The 23,110-nt window shown below is 53.0% G+C and carries 14 protein-coding genes; 8 read left to right on the top strand and 6 right to left on the bottom strand.

All coding sequences use genetic code 11. From position 1 onward, the window contains the following. The first annotated feature begins 15 nt into the window (after nt 1–15). Together PLF13_04170 and PLF13_04165 are read left to right on the top strand one after the other, a co-directional pair. Nucleotides 16–732 (top strand): hypothetical protein, encoded by a 717-nt coding sequence (locus PLF13_04170; protein HOP06469.1) that lies wholly within the window; start codon nt 16–18, stop codon nt 730–732. Between the two features lie 373 nt (nt 733–1,105). Continuing rightward, a complete protein-coding gene (locus PLF13_04165; GenBank protein HOP06468.1) occupies nt 1,106–3,043 on the top strand; it encodes an aryl-sulfate sulfotransferase in 1,938 nt (645 codons plus the stop codon). A gap of 525 nt (nt 3,044–3,568) precedes the next feature. Here the strand turns inward: PLF13_04165 and PLF13_04160 are convergent. The 3 genes from PLF13_04160 to lepB all read right to left on the bottom strand — a co-directional run bounded on the left by PLF13_04160 (nt 3,569) and on the right by lepB (nt 9,461). Next, nucleotides 3,569–6,925 carry a PKD domain-containing protein gene (locus PLF13_04160; protein ID HOP06467.1) on the bottom strand — a complete coding sequence of 1,119 codons (3,357 nt, stop codon included), beginning with the start codon at nt 6,923–6,925 and terminating at the stop codon, nt 3,569–3,571. 667 nt (nt 6,926–7,592) lie between these two features. Beyond that, complete coding sequence (gene hemW / locus PLF13_04155) at nt 7,593–8,732, bottom strand: radical SAM family heme chaperone HemW (protein HOP06466.1); 1,140 nt, start codon at nt 8,730–8,732, stop codon at nt 7,593–7,595. A gap of 3 nt (nt 8,733–8,735) precedes the next feature. Beyond that, nucleotides 8,736–9,461 carry a signal peptidase I gene (lepB, locus tag PLF13_04150; protein HOP06465.1) on the bottom strand — a complete coding sequence of 242 codons (726 nt, stop codon included), beginning with the start codon at nt 9,459–9,461 and terminating at the stop codon, nt 8,736–8,738. A gap of 454 nt (nt 9,462–9,915) precedes the next feature. Here lepB and PLF13_04145 point away from each other — a divergent pair, with 454 nt between their 5' ends. After that, nucleotides 9,916–11,625, top strand: coding sequence for a dockerin type I domain-containing protein (locus PLF13_04145; GenBank protein HOP06464.1), 1,710 nt, complete (start codon nt 9,916–9,918; stop codon nt 11,623–11,625). 150 nt (nt 11,626–11,775) lie between these two features. Further along, nucleotides 11,776–13,845: a dockerin type I repeat-containing protein gene (locus PLF13_04140; protein ID HOP06463.1), complete on the top strand. Its 2,070-nt coding sequence runs from the start codon at nt 11,776–11,778 to the stop codon at nt 13,843–13,845. Nucleotides 13,846–14,064: 219 nt separating this feature from the next. Here the strand turns inward: PLF13_04140 and PLF13_04135 are convergent, their stop codons facing one another. Then, entirely contained in the window at nt 14,065–14,658 is a 594-nt protein-coding gene (locus tag PLF13_04135; protein ID HOP06462.1) for a DUF2179 domain-containing protein, read from the bottom strand. Between the two features lie 285 nt (nt 14,659–14,943). Here PLF13_04135 and PLF13_04130 point away from each other — a divergent pair, with 285 nt between their 5' ends. The 4 genes from PLF13_04130 (at nt 14,944) to PLF13_04115 (ending at nt 19,637) form a co-directional block, all read left to right on the top strand. After that, nucleotides 14,944–15,477, top strand: a complete 534-nt coding sequence (locus tag PLF13_04130) for an HD domain-containing protein (GenBank protein ID HOP06461.1) — start codon at nt 14,944–14,946, stop codon at nt 15,475–15,477. An 11-nt stretch (nt 15,478–15,488) separates the two neighbouring features. Further along, nucleotides 15,489–17,456: a homoaconitase gene (gene lysF / locus PLF13_04125; GenBank protein HOP06460.1), complete on the top strand. Its 1,968-nt coding sequence runs from the start codon at nt 15,489–15,491 to the stop codon at nt 17,454–17,456. 105 nt (nt 17,457–17,561) lie between these two features. Further along, complete coding sequence (locus PLF13_04120; protein HOP06459.1) at nt 17,562–18,215, top strand: hypothetical protein; 654 nt, start codon at nt 17,562–17,564, stop codon at nt 18,213–18,215. A gap of 54 nt (nt 18,216–18,269) precedes the next feature. Then, on the top strand, nt 18,270–19,637 hold the full coding sequence (locus PLF13_04115) for an MmgE/PrpD family protein (protein ID HOP06458.1): 1,368 nt from the start codon (nt 18,270–18,272) through the stop codon (nt 19,635–19,637). A 302-nt stretch (nt 19,638–19,939) separates the two neighbouring features. On the opposite strand, the gene PLF13_04110 is transcribed toward PLF13_04115, so the two are convergent. After that, nucleotides 19,940–20,686, bottom strand: coding sequence for a YIP1 family protein (locus PLF13_04110; GenBank protein HOP06457.1), 747 nt, complete (start codon nt 20,684–20,686; stop codon nt 19,940–19,942). Between the two features lie 216 nt (nt 20,687–20,902). Next, nucleotides 20,903–23,050 carry an EAL domain-containing protein gene (locus PLF13_04105; GenBank protein HOP06456.1) on the bottom strand — a complete coding sequence of 716 codons (2,148 nt, stop codon included), beginning with the start codon at nt 23,048–23,050 and terminating at the stop codon, nt 20,903–20,905. Nucleotides 23,051–23,110: the final 60 nt, after the last annotated feature.

Raw genomic sequence — 23,110 nt, 5'->3', positions numbered from 1 at the left:
GGAGAGAGAGAATACATGCGTCCAACATCTTTGATAAAGTCGGCTGTCTTTGCCCTGTTTGTGACAGCTATGATCACCGGCTCAGCCGGTGCAACTCAGAACTTCCTTGGCGGCGTACATTTCAACGCCGGCTTCCCACAGGGAGATTTCGACGATCAGATCGACCGCAACGCTTACGGTCTCGGCGGGCAGATTTTTTTCGCCCCGGATCATTCACCGTTCGGAATCGGACTGGAAGTCGGCTGGATGAATTACGGCAACGAATCCCGACGTGAGCCCTTCTCGACCACTATCCCCGATGTCACCGTGGAGGTCGAAACTTCCAACAATCTCGTGCAGGGCTTCCTGATTTTCCGAGGCCGCATTCCCAATGGACCGATTCGTCCCTACGGTGACGCGTTGATCGGTCTCAACTATCTCTTCACTGAGACCTCGATCAAAGACGCCGATGAGCCCTCGGAGGATATTGCCTCCACGACCAATCAGGACGACGCCGTGTTCGCTTACGGTTTTGGCGGTGGCGTCATGGTGCCGATCTTCAATAGATCCGCCGATGAAGGCAAACCGATTACGATTATGCTCGATGCCGGTTTGCGATATGTCCTTGGCGGCGAGGCGGAATACCTGAAAAAAGGTTCCATTGCCCGTGAAAACGGTACGGTCACCTATGACCTGATCAAGTCCAGGACTGACATGTTGCGTTTGCATATCGGCATCGCGGTAGCGTTCTGATAGAACCTGCAGGCGAGAATCTCTGTGATTTCAGTCTCTTACTTTATCAGAACCCTTTCACCGTCGTGGTCCCGACGACTCATAGACTTGTCCGCTCCGGAATAATAGCAAATACATCTTGAACAGGTCAGGTTGCATACAAGCGATCTGACCTGCGAACCGTTACCAGTCGCACCGTTACATTGACAATTCGACGGAAATTGCGTACAATAGATATGTAGAGAGGTACAGATGCTGTTTTTTGAAGTTCCTATCCGATGAGTCTCCGTTAGAGTTTTCAGGTATACTGCTCTCACCGATTTCTCGGTACATCCTGAACAACACCAAACGGCATGGCACCTGTGCGTTTAAATCAAATGAGAGGATTGTATTTATGCCATGCTCACTGAGACATCCGGTTCGAGTTTTCATTCTTGTTGTGTTTATTTCGATGGTCTTCCAGCAGACCGGACTGGCCCGTGAGCAAACGGTGGGGCTCTTGCAGTATGATGAAAAAGCCTCCTTCACGGGCTACACATTGCTGGCGCCTTTACAGACACCGGATATATACCTGATCGATAACTACGGCCGTGTCGTTCATTCCTGGGACATGAATGTCAGTCCTTCCTCAGAAGTCTACCTCCTCCCCAACGGACATCTGTTGCGCGGGGCAAAGACGGTCAGCAACTTTGGCACAGTCGGTCGTACTATTCAGGAGATCGACTGGGACGGCACAGTTGTCTGGTCGTTTGTCTACTACACGTCCGCTTATCTACAGCATCACGATATTGAACCAATGCCGAACGGCAATGTCCTCCTCCTGGCCAACGAGCTGTTTACCAAGGCGGAGGCAATTCAGGCAGGACGCGACACGTTATTGATGTCGCGCGACATAATCAGGGCCGACTATGTGGTAGAGATACATCCCACCGGTCCGGAGAGCGGCGAGATTGTCTGGGAGTGGCATTCCTGGGATCACCTCATACAGGATCATGATGCCTCCGGGGACAATTTTGGCGTGGTTGCCGACCATCCCGAATTGCTGGACATCAATTATGCTCCCAACACCACGGCCGATTGGCTTCACACCAATGCCGTTGCCTACAATGAAGCGCTGGATCAGGTAGTGATAAGCTCGCGTCATTTCAGTGAGTTCTGGGTCGTCGACCACTCCACGACAACGGCGGAGGCGGCCGGACATAGCGGAGGCAACTCCAACATGGGCGGCGATATTATCTATCGCTGGGGCAATCCCCTTTGTTACGGCGCGGGTACAATTGACGACCGTAAGCTATTCGGCCCGCACAACGTCCATTGGATCGCATCGGGTCTGGAGGGCGAGGGACACATCCTGCTTTTTAACAATGGTTGGGAACGACCTTCGTCGCAGTATTCTTCGATCGAGGAGATTATCACCCCTGTCGGAATTGACGGCGCCTATCCTCAACCGAGCCCCGGCGCTGAGTATGAGCCGGACAGCTCGATCCTGATATTCGCCGCCGACACGCCGACTGATTTCTACTCGCCGACCATCTCCGGATGTCAACGGCTGCCGAACGGCAACACCCTGGTCTGCTGCGGGCGACCGGGTTGGTTCTTTGAGGTCACGAGCGACGGCACGATCGTCTGGCAGTATCAAAATCCCATATCAATTTACGGCATTCTCGATCAGGGAGATCCGGCCGGAAACGGTCTCGATGTGTTTCGCTGTCATCGATATGCCCCCGACTATCCGGGATTGGTCGGTCATGACCTTACCCCCAAAGCGCCTATTGAAGGCTATCTGGCAACTATCGCGGAGACATCACACAACCCGGAGATTCCCCAATACAATGATTCAGTGGTGATTTCATCCAGGGTCTGGTCCGACGACGACATAGCGTCGGTGGAAGTAATTTACGATGCGGGTAGCGGGTTCATATCCGAAACGATGTTCGATGACGGCCTGCACGACGACGGGGCGGCAGAAGATTCAATTTTCGCCGTTGCGCTTCCGCCATTCAGCGGCGGCACTGAGGTCTCTTACTATATTCAAGTCGAAACCAAGTCAGCAGCAGTCGAAAGCGACCCGCCGTCTGCGCCTAATACAGCCGTGTATGCCTACACCGTGGACTACGGATACATCTGCGGGGACATCAATTTGAGCGGCGCCGGCCCGGACATTGCCGATCTCGTCTATCTGGTGACTTACATGTTTCAGGCCGGTCCCGAGCCGCCGGCGTTGGTTACGGCCGATATTGACGGCTCCGGCGCCGGTCCGGACATTGCCGATTTGGTGTACCTCGTAACCTACATGTTCCAGAGCGGCCCCGAACCAGCCTGTTCCTGGTGACGTGATTCAGGTGAGCGGCGGGCGATCTCGTTCCGTCGGTCTGCTAAGGTGTCCCATCTATTGGGGTATGTTGAAAAGTCATACACTCGGATATTCAGTAAAAAACACATCTGTAATGCGGGCGACACAAGGCCGCCCGCTACGCGAGGTTAGGGCTCTTTAACGCGTAGCGGCGGGGCTTGTCTCCGCCGCGATTGAGGTTTGTCAACAATCCCCGAGGGGTGGGGCACCTTTGTCCGAAGCTTTCAGATATATCCCACCCGTGGACGGGCGGGCCACCGGACGGAATAGTGTGACGCGCAGGATTTGGTAGGCGATCTCACTCACTTACCCCAACAACTGTCGGGTAATCTCGTCGGCGAGGCAGATGCCCACCTCGGTCAGGCGCACAGCCTCGTCGTCCTCGATCAGATGCCCCGACTCGATCAGCGCCGCCATCGTCTTACGCGACAAACGGGTCGCGAGCGATAGCGGCTCCTGAACCACAGAATCATCAGTCTCGTTGTGTATGCTACCGCAGCATGGCTACTGGCATGCAACCGGTATTGGTCCACCCTGGAACATGTATGCAACCAGATAGACCAAGTCTGCTATATCAGGGACATCGCTACTGCTGCTACCGTCTACGTTGGCTGCCGGTAGACATGGCGGCTCCGGTCCACTTTGGAACATATAGGCCACGAGATAGACTAAGTCCGTTATGTCAGGACCAGTACCATCGTTATTGATATCACCACGTAGTTTACAGCATGTTGGATAACTGATCGTCCGGAGCAACGGTTCTCCATTCTCTGGTGCATGCAACCACTCGTTGAAGTCGAAGCGAATCCACGCAGAGTTTGTTATCTGAGTTCCTGCTTCCAGACCATTTCTTGGTTTTATCGAGTAAGAGACGTATCCCTCTCCTTCAGGCGGCGTCACATTGGGCGCTAACCATATACTGTCAAAAAACCAAGTAATCACGCCACTGTATGGATCGAAATCGTAAGTGCAAACATCCGAATGGCTCGTGGGTCCAAAGGCCAATGTGCTCCAGTCAAGATCGCTGTCGAGTGTGTCCAGAATCAGCACGTAGATTGCTTCAGCGGTTGCTTCCACCTTGTTCTCAAACTGAATGAGATAGTGCAATTGCTGGTCACCTTCTATTTCACACAGCGGCCCATCGCCGTGCGGCGACGCTGTCTTGTCGTTCGGGTCCATAGAACCAACGACTGTGTCGATGATTGTTACCTGGTTGTTTTCTAAGTCAGTCTCTTCAGTGGATGATACCACCGATAGAGTGGCGCGCAGCTCAGTACCCAAGGCCACGCTGCCGTCGATTGAGCACTCTACAACGAAGATAATCCCTGCGAATGGAGTTGGCTCAACCGGACCTAACACAAATAGCAAATCGTTACCCGACAAGGTGTATCCGGTATACTCCATACCTGTGGCCTGGTAAACCAAGTGTGCGTCTATGACATTGACTCCCAAGACGTTCGGAGGTGTAAACGAAAGCACGCAGTTTTCCGCTGACATTGTTCCTATATTTGTTAATTCAAGAACGTATTCGAAGTTGAATCCGCGTCTGGCAGTCGTATTGAACCCAGCCACCTCAAGATCTGCTAACGGTTCATCGATATATATGTATGATGGTTTCGACATTTGGTCGGTGGCAGTTCCGCTGTGAATCGTTAGAGTAACGTCATATCGGCCGGGTGCGCTGTACAAATGCTGCGGAGCTTGATCGCTGCTGGAACCGCCGTCTCCGAAGTCCCAATCCCAGGAATCGGGTGAACCTTCGCTCTCATCCGTGAATTGAACTGTGGTTTCTACCGGACCGGCGGTCGGATTAGCCGAGAAATCACATTTCAGTAACGTACCGCTTCCGCCGCTCTGGGCATACACACCCTTGCATACTGATGACCAACCTGGAAAGGAGCCCGAATATTCTATGGACGTAGTTGCACAAACTACATAGAAACCCGGATTAGCATAACAGTGTGATACCAACGAAGTCGCGCTCCACTGTATCGGTGTACCGTCTCCAAAGTCCCAGTAATACTCAACGGACCATCCTGATTGAGCCTCAACGAGGCTTTGAAACTCCATGGCCTGATAGCTTCCACCAAAGACAAAATCATTCACGCCACTCATAACGGGCAGAGAATACGAATTGGATTGTGAGTGTTGGTCATATGACGCAGTCAGGGTAATGTCATAATGACCCGCTGACTGATAGGTGTGAACTGGGTTCACCTCATGACTCGATTCACCGTCTCCGAAATCCCAATCGAACGTCAATGTCCAATTCGGATCAGCTGGTTGAGAGTAGTTCACGAACAGTATAGTCAGGGGTGCTAGTCCTGAGTGTGGGATTGATTCGAAAAGAACATTTCCTGGATCGCATGCATCTCCAATATTGTCACCATCACTGTCTATCTGATCAGGATTGAAGTCATATGAACAATTGTCACATTCGTCACCCACTTGGTCACTATCTTGGTCAGCCTGATCTGGGTTGAAGGCATACGGACAATTGTCACAGGCATCACCGACCCCATCAGAATCTTCATCCTCTTGGTAAGGGTTGTATGCTTCCGGGCAGTTGTCTACATCACTGCAGAGGCCATCACTGTCGTTGTCGTGGTAGAGACCCTCGCACGGATCACACTCATCGCCTACTCCGTTGGAGTTCGCATCAGCTTGATCCGGGTTTGCAACGTCCGAACAATTGTCATCGCAGTTGGTTGTACTCCCTCCGGTGCACGGGTTATCGTACGGGTCCCCGCTGGCGTCCCCATCGGATAGAACACCATCGCCGTCTGGATCGCAGGCATCCCCGATCCCGTCGGTATTCCAATCAGCCTGATCCGGATTCCACACACTTTGGCAATTATCGCAGGCGTCGCCATGCAGATCGCTGTCAGTGTCTTCTTGTCCGGGATTCTCGATCAAAACGCAATTGTCACAGGCATCGCCATAGCCGTCACTATCACTGTCAGACTGATCGGGATTAGTAAGTAGTGGACAGTTGTCACATGCGTCACCAAACTCATCCGTGTCGTTGTTTGATTGGTCAGGATTAGCTACACCGGGACAGTTGTCTACATTGTCGGGAATCCCATCGCTGTCTGTGTCGGTGAGCGCCTCACAGGCGTCACCAATTCCATCGCTATCCGAGTCGTTTTGGTCGGGATTGAACTGGTTCGGGCAGTTATCGACATCCGCACAAACCAGATCGGCATCGTAGTCGTTATTCGGGTCACCCGGACAGTAATCGCAGTCATCGACGAAGCCATCACCGTCCGCATCATCAGCAGACAGGCACTCACCAATTGTGAAGCAGTAAGGCCCTTGCCAATCCGGTTCAATGCTGCCTCCGCTCTCCAACTCCCACATCCAACCATCATCAGAACCATTCCAGGTACATGAATCTATGCAGATCGTCTGACCCACGTATGAATCACTGATCTCCACCTCAGCGAAGAAAACCAGTTGGTCAAATCCCGTAGGGAGCCCCATACCGGGCCACAGATTAAGGCCCACCAACGCGATCGTGTCGGAGCCTGCGCCATCAAGCGAATGGTCATAGACAGAGATCATCTGAAACATCGATGCCCAGTTGATGTTGGTTGTATCGTAACGTACTGGACTCCAAATCACCCCGTCTGGCGAGTAGATCTTGAATGAGTTAGAGCAATTTGTAACAATCGCGCCGCTTGATGGCGTCTGGTATTTCAGTACAAACCTGACGAGATCAGGATTTACAGTTCCCGGCAGCGTCTCACCTTGGACCGATTCTAGAATAACTCGGTATTCATTGGTTTGAGACCTAGCGGAGTCACAGAGTGCAAACACCAGGATGAGTATTGCGATTCTGATCTTTAGCGATAACACCATCGTCGATTCCTCCAATGCTATTTCACATAAATGAAACAGATTATATATGCAAGCTGCACAATAACAATACCGATGATGCAGCACAAAGTTACTCGTACACCTTCTGCAGGTAACAAGCCACTCCGTTGACCGTCTGACCCAAATGCGAATGCACCGACATCGGTCATTAAGTACTCAAACAGGTTCATAACCCAGCACATCGACTGATCTCGGCAACGAACCGCATTATAGGTATCTGCTCTAGCTTGGTTGGTTATTTCCTGAGCACACGTTGTAATAGTTGTAATATAGGTACTTCTGTCCATGTCGGCAATCCCAAAATGTATAAAGTGATCTGACATGGGCATCTGATCCACGCCTGCTAACGACCAGATGGAGGTTTAGCGAACACCATGTTATCCTATTGCCTGACGTCTGCGTTCATAACCTCGGAAACTTTACAGTACTCTATCTTCTCGGCGAAGAAGATTAAGTTATTTCAAATGGCTGTGGCGAGATTACTGCGCTTTCACCTTGCCCATTATGGACACCGCAAATGAAAGCCCGCAAGAATAACATATCTTTTAGTAATCCCCTATTACATATAACGTTGGTAGCGTGGGTGCCTGCGGAGTGGGATTAGTTGAAACAGTGTGACGCGCAGGATTTGGTAGGCGATCTCACTCACTTACCCCAACAACTGTCGGGTAATCTCGTCGGCGAGGCAGATGCCCACCTCGGTCAGGCGCACAGCCTCGTCGTCCTCGATCAGATGCCCCGATTCGATCAGCACCGCCACCGTCTTGCGCGACAAACGGGTCGCGAGCGATACTCCGAAGCGGTCAACGAACTCCTTCTTGCGCACGCCACGCGAAGTCCGCAGCCCGAGCATGATCGCCTCGACTATCCGCTCCTCATGCGAGGACGGATCCGGCTCGGCCGGGAGTCTTCCCTGTTTTAGCAGTTCGACATATCGCTTCAAGTCGGATGGATTGAAGAAACGACGGTTGCCGATGAACGAGTGCGCCGAAGGCCCCAGGCCGAGATAGGCGGAGCCGTCCCAATACCCCTGGTTGTGGCGACATTCATAGCCGGGCCTGGCGAACGAAGAAACCTCGTAATGATGATAGCCCGCCTCGGTCAGGCGATCGCATCCCTCGCGGTACATGGCAGCCACCAGTTCCGGATCGGCCTGGCGCAGGCGGCCCTCGTTGAGCATCTTTTCGAGTGGTGTCCCTGATTCGACGGTGAGCTGGTAATAAGAAATATGCGGCGGTGCGAGCTTGAGCGCCTCATCCAGATCGGCGCTGTGCTGGTTGGCCTTCTGGCCCGGCAGACCGAAGATCAGATCTATTCCGTAATTCTTGAATTCGAGGGCGTTGGCATGGTAAATCGCCCGGTGGGTGTCGTTGAGATCGTGCCGCCGACCGAGCAAACGCAGCAGAGCGGGATAAAACGACTGCACCCCGAACAGCGGCCGGTTGACGCCAAAAGTTTTGAGAGTGTCCAGCAATTCAAGCGAAACCGATTCGGGATTGCACTCGAAACTGAACTCCACCTCGTAAACCATCGGGAACGAACATTCGACCTGCCGGAGCCAGAGACGAAACGAGTCGAGATTCATCAGCGAGGGCGTCCCGCCGCCGACATAGATGGTGCTGATGGAGCCGAGGGCCGAACCGTATTTGCGTGCCGTCAGATCGGTCTCCGCGGCCAGCGCCGACCAGAAGCGATGTTCAATATCGTTATCTAAATGCTCTTTGTAAAAATCACAATAGGAGCAATGATTGGCGCAAAAGGGATAATGGAGATAGAGTCCGAACGACATGACTTATAGCGGAAGACCGAGACGATCCCAACGGGTGTGGCTCGGGAAATTGACAATTCCCCAGCCGATCCATTGGATCGCATCGATCACGTATGGAAAGCCCCAGCCCGGTGCATCCTTATCCGGCTGCCATGACCAGTAAACGAAAATCGCCTTGCCTCGGATATTTTCGTACGGTACGCCACCCCAGAAACGAGAGTCCTTGGAGTCATCGCGATTGTCCCCCATCACGAAATACTGATCCGGAGGGACCTCGTACGGTCCGAAATTGTCCCGGAACGAAAGGGAGCCCGGGATAATTTTCTGGTCGATATTTTTCATGCTGGCTGGAATCTCAGCGACTTGATCGTCAACGTAAACCACCTTGTCGGCTACTTCGACCACCTGCCCCGGAAGGGCGATGATCCGTTTGATGTAGTCCTTGGTCGGGTTATTCGGGTACTTGAACACGATAATGTCCCCGGCCTGCGGCGTACCGCCGTACTCGTAGGCAAGTTTGTTGACGAAAATATAGTCGCCTTCATACAGGCTGTTTTCCATTGAGGATGAGGTCACGCGGTAAGCACTGACAACGAACACGCGCAACAGAATTGCCGCCACCAGAGCCACCAGAGCCGTCTCCAGATATTCACGCCAGAGCGGCTTGCGCTCGCGATGCTGACGCACCTTGCGGGCTTCGCGATTGGCTTCAGCCTTGGTAAATTCCTCAATGAGAAAATCTTGGTCCATACATCAGGGTTATCGGCTAAATCCCATACCATCTTTAGATACAGGTGTTCACATTTTGAATATAACTACGCGGCAGGCCGGGACAAACGATAAGGCAGGAGCGAAATCAAGCTGCAGGAATAATTGACTTCACTATCGTGGAAAAGTAAGACAATTGTCATATTAATAAGAGGAAAGGCAGCGACCGATGTCGTTCATGGTGGCAAGTGCAGGGCAGGTCTCTCCCATTTTTCGGGCAGGAAAATCAGATCAGCATCTAAAATTACATAGCCGCCTTCCCCAAGAACATGTTGACAAAATCGGAAAATCAGGCATTTTGAGAATAAGCCAAAATTGATCACGCCTTGTAAATTACCATTACCTATCAACTTCCTTTACTGACGGGATATCGATTTTGACAATCCTGGTGTGCTCTCGCAAGCTGTTGTCTTGCTTATTCATAGCAATAATATGTATGTTTATGGCTTCCTCCGGCTGGGGGACAACACGTCTGGTACCTTCACAGTTTACCTCCATCCAGGCGGCAATTGAAACCGCCTCGGACGGCGACACGGTGCTGATTTCCGATGGTATCTATTTGCAGAAGATAGACTTTGCCGGGAAAAACGTGGTCGTTGGCTCTCATTATATAATAGACAGCAATCCGACCCATATCGAATGGACCGTAATCGACGCCGACTCCGGCGCGGTCGAACCGGCCTCGCAAGGAGCTACGGTAAATTTCAGCAACGGCGAAGGCCCCGGGGCACGGCTGATCGGTCTCACCGTACGCGGGGGGCTGGGCAATGAGGACGTCTACAGCTTCGGACGTAAAGGAGGCGGGATATATATCCGGGATGCCGCTCCCCGGATAGAGCATTGCCTGATCCGCAATAACTATGCCTCAACTTCCGGCGGCGGAGCCTATTGCAGCGGTGACCCGATCCCGCTGTTTTCGAACTGCCGGTTCATAGAGAATTTGACCGCGTTTTTCGGGGGTGGGATTGAGATTGATCTTTGCTCGCCGATGATTGTCGACTGCGAGTTCAGAGACAACTCCGCCGGCAAATCGCTCGGTATCGGAGGCGGCCTCGATATCTGGCAGGGCGACCCGACCATTATCGGCTGTTGGTTCATCGAAAATATAGCTTATGCCGGAGGCGGAGTATCCTGCTACGCCGGTAATATGCAGATGAGTAACTCTCTTCTCCTGAACAACGAAGCCTGGTTCGGAGGCGGCCTTTATGCTTACGGCCTGGATCCTGTCGTAACCCAATGCACGTTTTTCGGCAACAGGGGCGATCAAACCGGGGGTGGTGTTTACATTGAAGGGTGTCATCTGATACTTAATAACAGCATCATTGCCTACAGCGAGAACGGCGTCGGTCTGGCCGAATATGTCAGCAACTCGGAACTCAACTGTTGTGACCTGTACGGCAACATCGACGGCGACTGGGTTGGCTCGATTGCGGTTCAGGCGGATTTGAACGGCAATCAATGGACCGATCCGCTCTTTTGCGATGCCGTAAATGAAGATTTCACCCTGGATGCGATGTCGTCCTGCCTGCCGGACAACAATGACTGCATGCAACGGATAGGTGCTTATGGGGCCGGTTGTGAGGGCGCCTTGAAAATGCAGATAACTCCTTTTCCGTTCAGTGTAGTTTACGCCAATGCCGTCGACACGATGATGGCCACGATCGTAATCGGCAATTTCACGGCCGGATATTCTCTGCTTAACCTCGATCTCAGTTCGATCCGCATCAACGACTCGCTGGTTCCGGACTCGATCTATTCCCTGCCGGCATATGAGTATTTCATCGGTGAGGTGCTGGTGTTGCGGGAAACGATGAAATCGCTGTTGGCTTCGTATCCGATCGTCTGGGATACAACCCTGGCAGAGTACCGAGTGACGGGACTATTCAACGACAAGGCCGATCTCGATCTGGTTGCCCTGGTGCCGATTCTCGGTCGAGCAACCGGGGATTTCAATCTCGACGGCTCGGTGGACATCAGCGATGTGATCGCCATGGTCACTTACTATTTCTCGGGCGGAGAACCACCTGCCGATATGACTGCGGTCGATATGAATCACGACGGCCGCCTCGATATCACCGACCTCCTGGCGCTCGTGGAACGGTTGTTCTCGGAACGACTCGAACCACCGGGACTCCGGGTGCGATGACGAGCTAATCCCCGGCATCCAATTCTTGACAGGATATAACTCGGGGCTATATTGAAGATACAAACGGCTTGGGATGGCCGACCCGTTACTTCTGCCCTGTGTGGGGCGGGTACTATCACTATCGGAGCTTTTCGCAAGGGAGCTTTACAAATGAAAGCAATCTCGATTCTCGCCGCAGCAGCGGTACTGCTGTTGGGGACTGCCGGTGTTTTCGGTCAGTCGCTGACAATCGACCATGTTGACGGACTAAACGGCAGCGGCGCACTTGACACCGATGTGCCAATATCGATCTACATCGGTATGACCGCCGGCCCGGACAACATCTGGGGTATGACCAGCGGATTCCGTGTCTACTCCGACAACGGCGCTCAATGGAACACGACCTCCGGCGCCTGGGTTGACGTAACCAGCTCGGTATTCGAGCAGATGTTCGTTCAGAATTTATCTATTACGGGATCGGGAGCGGATACTATCGGTTTCTCCGGTTTCCGCATGTTCACCAACGGTATTCCCGGTGGATTCGAAGGCATAGCTTTCCGGATCGATATGGGGCCAATCGATGCCGCCTACAACGGGACGACGATCTGCCTTGACTCCGCTTATTATCCCCCGAGTGGTCTCTTCAAATGGGTCTCATCGGTTGGGGATGTCCTCCCGGAATGGGGCGGTCCCTATTGCTGGTCTGTCGGAGAGACGGTCCCGATGATTACCTGTCCGGGAGATGACGAAATCAGATTGTGTGGTCCATTCACTATGGTCTATGAGTTCTCGTACTCCAACACCGACCAGGTTTCCGCCAGCGAGCCGGCTTATATCGAAGGGAACTACGTCTATGTCCCGATAGAGGAACCGGGTACTCAAACGATTACATTGACAGCCGGAACACCACCCACGACGGCGGAGTGTTCGTTCAATGTGATAACCACATTCGATGAACCTCCAACAGTAACCGTTGACCCGGCTTTCGAGTTCAACGCATGCCCCGGCGATACGCTCTCTTTCACTTTCACCGCTAATGATCCCGAGGGATTGCTGAACAATTTAAGTTCCTCATTCGGAACGATAACCGAAGAAGGTTCTTATTATGTTCTGACATTTAGTTTCGGTACGGGTGGTGTGTACGATTTTTATATTACCGCGACCGATGCCTGCGGCAATCGGACAACAGCCACAACGCAAGTGACTATAAACTTAAATCCTGTAGCGGAAATAACCTGTCCCGATAATCTCGAGTACACCGCTTGTGAGGCGGGTACCCTGGAGATCTCCGTTCCAATCAACCCGGCGGATGCTATCGTTACTGTCAACCATGGTACTTACGATCCCCTTACGGGAATCCTCAGTTATCCTTTTACCTCTCCCGAGGTGGTAACCTTCAATATCACCGCCGAGGCCGAATGCGGTATCGAGGAATGTTCTTTTGTCGCGACGATCGATATTATTGATCCTCCGGAAATTTACTGCCCCGACGACCAGATCATAACCTTCTGTGAGCCGGGAACGGTTTGTCTCGGTGTACCGATCCTGAATGCTGATGAGATAGTTACCAACGTCGGAACCTATATCTACGGTCAGATCTGTTTCAATGTTGCTGCCGAGGGAGATTATCCGATCGAGTTGACGGCTACTAATACATGTGGTTCGGTCAACTGCCAGTTCGTCGTAACGGCCATACAGGAATGCCCGGAGCAGACTACAACCGTCGAACCGGATTCCATCCCGGTTTATTGGGCTTTTACGGTAGTAGACCGTTTCGTGCATGTCTACCTGGGCAACCTTGTTGGTGAGAACACTGTCGAGGATGTTAACCTATCCACACTGACTGTGAACGGCGTTTCCGGTACGGCATCCGTTATTCCAAGCCATCATAACTATGTTGGATCGGTAGTGGAAATCACCATGCCGATATACAACTTCATTGAAAATTATATGCCGTTGTTCAACCTGGCCTCTTATGACTATGTCGTCACCGGTGCGTTCAATGACGGCTCCCCGATCAATGAGACCGGAACGGTAAAGCTCCGGGGTTTGTTGGTGGGCGATCTCAATCTCGACAACTCGGTTGACATCTCCGACCTGGTTCTGATGGTGGAGTATTTCTTCCAGCAGGGTGAACCGCCTCGTTTCCTTGAATCGGCCGACCTTGACCATAACAATCAAGTCGATATTACCGACCTGATCAAACTGGTTCAAATGTTGTTCAACACCGAAGTTAAATAACCTCAGAACTGTTGAAGACATGAAGGGCGAAGTCTGAAAGGCTTCGCCCTTTTTTATGCTACTCACCGCCGTTAGAGAAAACGCAACGGTAACACGAACGACATAAGCCTGCCTGCTATACGAGGTTAGGGCTTTCCCTTGCGCCGTCCTGAAACTCGTATCTGTCGCCGTTAAAGCAGTTGAGGGGGGGGGTCAACATGCCCTCATGTGCGGTGGGGATTATTTACCTTTGCGGAACCAGTAGAAAGGTTGGAGCAAACCGCGATTGCGCATATAATGACCGTTCAACTGAGGATCGCTGCGGATAGAGCGAACATCCTCAATCGAATAGAAAGTGTCCGGTTTGATCTCGTTGACCAGAGCCAGAACGCGGTTGATATGGCGGCGGCGGACAATCGTAAAAACGATATGCACCGGTCCCCTGGCGCCCTGAGCATCGAGATGAGTCACGCGGAAACCGGCCTTAATCAGTTCCTCGACCAATTTACCCGAAGAACCGGGCACCACCATACGGATCAACGACATCCCCTTGGCGAGGCGGCGTTCGATAGTCATACCGACATAAGTCCCGGCAGCAAATCCGGCGCTGTAGGAGAAATAACTGATCCAGCCGCTCAGATGCTGGAGCACCTGGCCAATAGCGATGAGCCAGATCAGCACTTCAAAAAATCCCATGATCGCGGCAGCCAGGCGCATGCCGCGGCTGACCACGATAATGCGCATGGTTCCGATGGAAACATCGAGAATACGCGCACAGAAGATCAGAAGTGGAACAAGATAGCCCGGTATTACCCAACCACCCGGAATGCTCATAGATTCCACGTAAATATCTCCTTACCGGCTACCCTTGCGATGGCCACAGTCAGCAAAATCATAGTTATTAGTACACAAAGAGAAACCGGTTTTGGCAAGGGAAATCTGAACTAATAGCTGCTATCAGATCCAGGGGCTGCATGCCGGTTCCGATTGCTTTCTCCCGGGCTCAATTATATATTGGGCAACCGCCCGGAGGAGCCGGCGACAGCTCAAGAAGACTGCCGATCAGGTGTAGCGGGCTCGTCAAACAAGAGTTAGAACATAATAAGTTTCGAGGCTATGATGAGAGATATGATCCTCAATCTCCTGCCGGAGATAAAGCAAATCAAAGACACCGCCGTGCAGGACAAAGTTATCGCCTGCTGGCAGGAGGCGATCGAGTTCCGCGGCTGGACCGAGGAACTGCTGCGCAGTATGCCCTTTACCCTGCTCGCCGAGAACGTCAACATAACCTTTATCGACCATGTCCGGGCGGTCTGCCTGATGTGCATCGCCTGCGACGAAGTGCTCGATAAAGTCCACGGCAAAAACAAAACTCCGATCAACCGTGATTATCTTATTGCCGGGGCGCTGCTGGCCGATGTCGGGAAGCTGCTGGAGTTCGAAATCGTCGACGGCAAGCCGGTCAAGTCCGACTACGGTAAACATATCCGGCATCCTTTCTCAGGCGTCGGGCTGGCTTTCAAGCATGGGCTGCCTTCGGAAGTGATGCACGTAATCGCTACTCATTCCAAAGAGGGTACGGGCGAGAAGCGGCTGCCGGAGTCTATCGTATTTCACCATACCGATTTCATTGATTTCGAACTGGTCAAATAGCAGAGGCAATCATGGCTCAAAATATAGTCGAAAAAATAGCGCAGCGCTTCGCGGTCGACCTTGAGGCCGGTCATGAAGTGCACGCCGGAGATTATCTTTCCATCCGTCCCGCTCATGTAATGACACACGACAACAGCGGCGCGGTGATTCCCAAGTTTCGTTCGATCGGCGCAACCAAGGTGGCCAATCCGCGCCAGGTGGTGTTCACGCTCGATCACAACGTCCAGGACGAATCCGAGACAAACCTGGCCAAGTATCTTAAAATAGCGACGTTCGCCAGAGAGATGGGAATCGACTTCTATCCGGCCGGTCGCGGGATCGGGCATCAGATCATGGTCGAGGAAGGTTATGCCTGGCCACAGACGATGGTGGTTGCCTCAGACAGTCATTCCAACATGTACGGCGGTATCGGGGCTTTGGGCACACCGATCGTGCGCACCGATGCGGCGGCGATCTGGGCTACCGGTAGAACCTGGTGGCAGGTCCCCCCGGTGGCGCGCTGTGTGCTGACCGGGAAACTTCGCCCCGGCATAACCGGCAAGGACGTGATTATCACTCTTTGCGGCACGTTCAATAAAGACGAAGTGCTCAATCACGCGGTCGAGTTCGCGGGTGACGGCGTGGCCGCTCTTTCGCTCAACGACCGTCTGACCATCGCCAATATGACTACCGAGTGGGGTGCGCTGGTGGGTCTGTTCGGGGTTGACAAAATCACGCTCGACTGGCTTCGCGCTCGTATCGCTTATATCGAAAAACGCGGTGTGGCCGGAGTACCGTCCGATGTCGACGGCAAAGGCGGCCATCCTCGTATGAACCGTGAGCGGTTGGCGCAACTCGAAGCGGATATTCTGAAACCGGATGCTGAGGCCTTCTACGCCAAGGAACTGACTCTCGATCTGAACACGGTGGTGCCGCATGTTTCCGGTCCACACAATGTCAAGACGATGACTTCAGTGATGGATATGGCGGCGCAGAAGAAAAAAATCCACAAGGCCTATCTCGTGTCGTGCGTCAACAGCCGGGTCGATGACCTGGCCCAGGCGGCGGCAGTGGTCAAAGGCAAGAAAGTAGCCGACGGAGTTGAGTTCTATATAGCGGCGGCCTCCTCGGAAGTACAGGCGGAAAGTGAAGCACGCGGTGACTGGTCGGCGCTGGTCGAAGCGGGTGCGATTCCGTTACCGCCCGGTTGCGGACCCTGTATCGGTCTCGGCCGCGGCTTGCTCGGAGACAACGAGGTCGGCATTTCGGCGACCAATCGCAATTTCAAAGGACGCATGGGCTCCAAATCGGCTGAGGCATATCTCGGTTCACCTGCTGTGGTGGCCGCCTCGGCGCTGGCGGGCTATATTGCCGGACCGGTCGACTACGACCAGATAGTGGCGGTCGGTAAGGTGAAAACCAACACCAAAGCAACCGGTAAAACAACCAAGTCGACCATCGTTGATGGATTCCCGGCAAAATTGACCGGCCGGCTCATTTTCTGTCCGCAGGATAATCTTAACACCGACGGCATCTATCCCGGCAAGTACACTTACATCGACGACTTCACCCCGGAACAGCAGGCCGGAGTAGTGATGGAGAACTACGATCCGGAATTCGGCAAATTAGTCGAGAAGGGCGACATTCTCGTCGGCGGGTACAATTTCGGGACCGGTTCCTCGCGCGAGCAGGCGGCGACGGCGCTCAAGTATCGCGGTATTGCGCTGGTTATCGGCGGCTCATTCAGTCAGACCTACAAACGTAACGCGATCAACAACGGTTTTCTCGCCATTGAGGCTCCCGAGCTGGTGGATGATCTGAAAAAGAAATTCGGCAAGGACAAGCTGACCGTTGTTACCGGAATAGAGGCGACGATCGATTTCACGACTGCAACCTTGACCGCCGACGGCAAGGAATACGCCATCGGTCCGGTCGGTGCGGCCGCGCAGGAGTTGATTGTCTCCGGCGGTCTCGAAGCCTGGGTCAAGGAGCGGCTGTAATTAAACCGTCATTCCCGCGAAAGCGGGAATCCATCTTTCGTGGCTGTGATAACGATGCGGCAGGTCTCGGAGTGACCTGCCCTACAGGAGAACAGAGGGAGTGTTATGATGAAGCATTTCATGATTCTTACGGCAATGATCCTTGTCATTACCTGTGCGGTTATGGCGCAGGAAACCAATCCGCCGCAGCTCGTAGTACCGACCGGCGACGGCACCCCGGTGCTGCTCGACGGCGAGTTCACCTGGGGTGAATGGGCTGACGCCGACAGCCTTCGCATCAGCGATGATATCCTTCTACGATTCAAACAGTACAAGGAACACTTTTTCCTCGGCATCGAATGTCCCAACATCATTGCGCCGGTGGTTGATTTATTCCTCGCAGTCGACACCAATGAAACGCTGCAGCTTCACGCTGCCGCCCAGCTCGGCGAGCGGAAGTGGCCGGCCGGACAGGAGCCGGGCGAATTTCTATGGGGACGGACCGCCTATTGGTACGCCAACGAGTTCCGCTACAACTCCCCGATGACCGACTCGCTCGTCCGCGTGGAGGGAATGAAATGGGAGGACGCAGTCAAGAAAGCCTCGTTCCGGTCCAAGGGCACGGAGTACCAGATAATGATGGGCAAGATTCCGTTTGACCGCTGGTTTTTCCGTCTCGAAGTCGGCGCAGCGGGTGCCTACGACAAACCGACCGTTTTCCCGGCCGGAACCACTGCCGACAACCTGACCGGCTGGGGACAATTCATCTTGAAAGAATAAATTTCGTTATACAGAGACCTTTGAGAGAGATTTGATTCGATAGGACTTACAGCAATGGATAAATCGTTTTCCCGTCAGATCGCCGAGTTCGCCCTCGGCCTGAAATACGAAGACCTCCCCGAAAATGTCGTCAACGAGGTCAAACGTTATTTGTATGACTCAGTCGGCTGTGCCTACGGCGGCTACCATACCAAGGACGTGAACATTCTTCGCGACATCTACAAGGAGATGGCTGGAACGGAGCAGGCGACGCTGATCGGTTTCGGTGACAAGATTCCGGCGGTCAACGCCACGCTGGTGAACTCGCTAATGATGCGTGCGCTCGATTTCAACGACATTTACTGGAAAGAAGATCCCTCGCATCCCTCCGACCTGATTCCCGCAGCGCTGGCGGTTGGTGAGTTGGTTGGGGCTTCGATGAAGGAAGTGATCGTGGCCATCGTTCTCGCCTACGAGTTCGAACAGCGCCTTTGTCTTTTCGCCAAACCGGGCGTGCGCGAACGCAAATGGCACCATGCTACCCTGACCCAGTTCGTCTCGCCGATCGTGGCCGGGCGTTTGCTCGGTTTGACCGTTGACCAGATGGTATACGCGATAGGCATCAGCGGCTGCCATAATCATACCATCGGCTGTCCCACCGCCGGCAAGCTGACCATGATGAAAAACACGGTCGACCCGATGGCCGTCCAGAGCGGCGTGTTTGCGGCGTTAATGGCCAAAAAGGGTTACTCCGGGACCGAGGCGGTGTTCGAAGGAAAAGAAGGTTTCATGGATGTGTTCGGCCCGGACTGGGACAAGGCGGCGCTGCTCGAGGGATTGGGTAAATCTTTCAAGATTCTTGAATGCTCGATGAAGGCTTTCCCGACCGAGGCGCTGACTCATACGCATCTTACGGCCACACTCAAGGTGATCGTCGACAACGACATCAAACCGGAGCAGATCGACACCGTGACCGTGACCACAATCGCCCGCGCCTGCGACATTCTGTTCGACCCGCACAAGTATCGTCCGGAGTCGCGCGAGACCGCCGACCATTCGCTCCCTTACTGCATCGCGGCGGCGATTGTCGACCGCCAGATAACGACCAACTCCTTCTCCGATGAAAAGATGAAGGATCCTGCGATCTGGGGCGTGATCGACAAGATCAAGGGTAAGGCCTCGGAGGAGTTCGAGAAGATGTTCCCGGCTAAGCAACCCTCGAAGGTTGTCGTCAAGACGACTGACGGGAAGGAGTTCGAGGCGTATCTCGAATATCCGAAGGGTGATCCGCGTGAGCCGATGACCGAAGCCGACCTTGCGGCCAAGTTTAACGCGCTTTCCGGCAAACTGCTTTCGGCCGATCGGCAGAAGGCGGTCAAAGACATGATCTTCGCCTGCGAGAACATCTCGTGTAAGGAGTTCATGGGCAAGCTGGTGATCTGAAGTAGATCAGGTTCCTTGGAACCAGACAATGCTTCGTAGAAATCGTAGGTCAGGACCCTCGCGGTCCTGACGCTGTAGGGCAGGTCTCCCCGAGATCTGCCTTTTTGTTTGCCTGGTGTACAGAGCAGGTGTGGGCGATAGCTCTACGGCGTCAGGTTGCAAGCAACCTGACCTGCTCAAGATACGTTGATTGTAAACGTCCTCGTCTTCGCGATCAACCTGCGTGGGAATGGCGTTCATTCGATCCGTCCGGTCATCGGCGCCACTCCCCTCGGGTGGGACAATAGACGCAGCCGCCTATTCTATAGGAAGCTGTAATTTATCCCCGCGAAACTGTAACCGACAATCATAATACCTACCATTACGAACAGGAACAACAACCCAAGGATCCAGGCCATGGTCATCCCTTTTCCCTTGGATATATTGAAGATCGCGGTATAACCGAAGCCGGCCGCAATAATGCCCCAGATCGCAAAGACGTCCAGGTAGTATAGCAAAGAATAGAGAACAGAAGAAAAATCCTTACCGGGTAAGGCTGCCGCCAGGCCGTACGATACGAGCATCGTGCCTTTGGCGTAGACCAACGGCACTCGGAGGAGATTGCCTATTTGCGGGATGATTCCAGCCAGTAACCCGACTCCCCAGACACTTTTGAATTTACTTTCACCACCGAAAACGAAAGACCCCAGGAACCAGGCGACAAGCGCTTCCAGAACCGTCACCAGTAAGATACCAAAGAAAGCTCCGAGGACAGTCTTGAGGATACCGGTGTTCTCAATCGCCTTGTGCATTTCCTCCAGCGCCGCCGGCGGCATGATGGTCGAGGTCTTCATCATATCGTATTGAAGTTGAGCGTTGTATCTGGCCGTAAGAACGCCGGCCACACCGGCCAGGACGAGTATCACGATCAACGGCGCCAGGATTTTGGGATTGCGGGCAAAGGCGGCGAACGCCTTCGTCGGTGAGGTAAATACTCCGATAATTATCGACCAGATGCTGACGCCGTTATCTTGCGTCGATTCAGGCATACTCTGTATGTTTTCTTCCATTGTAAAGGACCTCCGTGAACAGGATGGTTTGCTGGTCTAGAATCTAGCCAAGCGCTGAATAATAGACAACAACTATTAATGCCTCTCGAAAGTGGATACGATTGTTTGGGGCAGGATATTCAAAGATACGATAAGAAAATAACCGTAGTGCGGATGACACCGGGTCGCCGACTATGTGAGGTTATGATTTAGCTGAAAGGGATTTCCCGTTTCAGATCAATCGTCGGATTCGGCCGGGATCAGACATGACTGCTGTTTCTTATAATCTGAATCGGATCGGGCGGGCCATTTTACATCGTTTCGTTTCGATTCGCCTTTAAACCATGGGTTGCCATCGCGCAGGAAATCTATGATGACACTTTGGTCGAGTGGTTTTGAAATCAAGTGACCCTGGAGCAGATCACATCCTACATTAGACAGGTAATTGAATTGCTCCGGATTTTCTATTCCTTCGGCTACCACCAGCTTGTCGAGATCATGAGCGGCGTGTATTATCGATTGTACTATCTGTCGGCTGGCTTTGTCCACGAGTATGGATTTAACCAACCTCGGTGCAATCGATATCTCTTTAACTACCGGGAGTTGCATAAGCGCCAGCGGGGCACTGCCGGTGCCGAATCGATCGATGTGGATATTTATTCCGTTTTGATATAACAAGTCCCAAACTTCAGGTTTCCGCAGGTTCATCATCTCTGCGTCTTTTTCGGAAACCTCAAAGGTAAGAGGGCGAACCTGTGATGTCTTTTCTTTCGAATCGGTCAACCAGGCAAGAAACTCACTGTTGCCAAGGGTTGCCGCACAGATGTTCAAGTGGAGTCCGATCGCCGGGATCTGTTGGTGAAGGATTCGATCGCGTCGATAGATTTCTCCCGTGCGCTCAATCACCCAACTGTCGATTTCTCGACTCAATCCCTTGGAGCGCACCGTGTCCATAAAATTCGACGGATACAAAATGGTTCCGTTGGGACGATACCAGCGCAGAAAAGCCTCGAACGAAACGACAGCACGGTTGTGCGCCGAAATGATCGGTTGCAACATGGCATCGAGCTGATTCGAGTTGAGCGCCGCCGTTAGTTCGGTCCCGAAATACTCGGAAAGGGTTTGATCGGCCGACATACCGTCGTCGAAAACCTCATAGCGAGCCTTGCCGCGCTTCTTGGCGAACTGCAGGGCTGTGTCGGCATCACGGAGAATGTCTCTCGGTTCGCGGTGTCCCTGGCGATAGGAAGCCAGACCGATCGAAACCGAAGTGGAAATTTGCTTGTTACCCACCTGGATGGAGTCACCGACAGCGGCAATGATGCGATCGGCAACACCGATTGCATCGGAGATACTGTTGATATCCTCGAGGCCGAGGGCGAATTCATCACCGCCGAGACGGCCGATAAAATCGGAGGGACGCACGGCATTCAGGAGTACTTCGGCAATCCCCTGAAGCACGGCATCACCTATGGAATGACCATATTCATCATTGACCTGTTTGAAATTGTCACAATCGACATACATGACCACGAACGTTTCGATCTGTTTACGTCGCGCCTTTTCAATGAGACGACTGAGCCGCTTGTCGAACATCCGCCTCACTTCGACACCGGTCAGGCTGTCGTGATGCGCGGTATGCATAAGTTGAGCGCGGGTTCGTTCGTGATGGGATACATCCTGAAGTGATACCACCCGCATTAGAGAAGGCATGTTGGTCGGTTCCACGACATGCATTTCCAGGTATTTCGTCTCGCTCGATCCCATGTGGGGGGGGACCTCAATCAAGCATTCATCGGAAATAGGGAATCCGAACTCGGCTCCGATCAGCCTGTCGGCTTGTCCGTTTAGCAATGTACCGGCCGCCGGATTGGCATACTCGATAATCCCTTCGGAATCCACCACCAGCACTCCCTCGGACATATTCTGTACAATCAGATTTTGGAAATTTTGATCGATCGTATGATTTTCCAGGCGAGCTTGAAGCGCCGTGTGAATACGGTGCCTTTCCACGGCATTTCTTATTATCCGTTCCAGACGGACTTTTCCCAATTCATCTTTAGCTACGAAATCCTGGGCGCCTTTCTGGATCACTCGTTCGGCCAGCTGGCCGTCGTCATGACCTGTCAGTACAATTACCGGCAGTCCGGGTGCCATCGCTCTCAGGCGTACCAGTGTTTCCAGGCCGCTGCAACCGGGCAGACCGAGATCAAGAAGAATCACATCCGTTGCGGTTATTTTCAAAATAGGCGCCAATTCATTGAGGTCGGAAACGACCGTCATACGAATGTCTGCATCCTTTATATCGCGCAAGTGTTCTTGTACGAGCTGTATATCACCGTGGTGGTCTTCCACCAGAAGAACCGAAAGAACACGTTGATTCATCCGTATCCCTTTCCTGCATGGAGCACATAGACGCACACTGTTCGTCGTAAAGAAGCAACT

It is taken from the genome of Candidatus Zixiibacteriota bacterium (genome assembly GCA_035380245.1).
Taxonomy (GTDB): Bacteria; Zixibacteria; MSB-5A5; order GN15; family FEB-12; genus DAOSXA01.
This window is presented reverse-complemented; position numbering and strand designations above follow the sequence as displayed.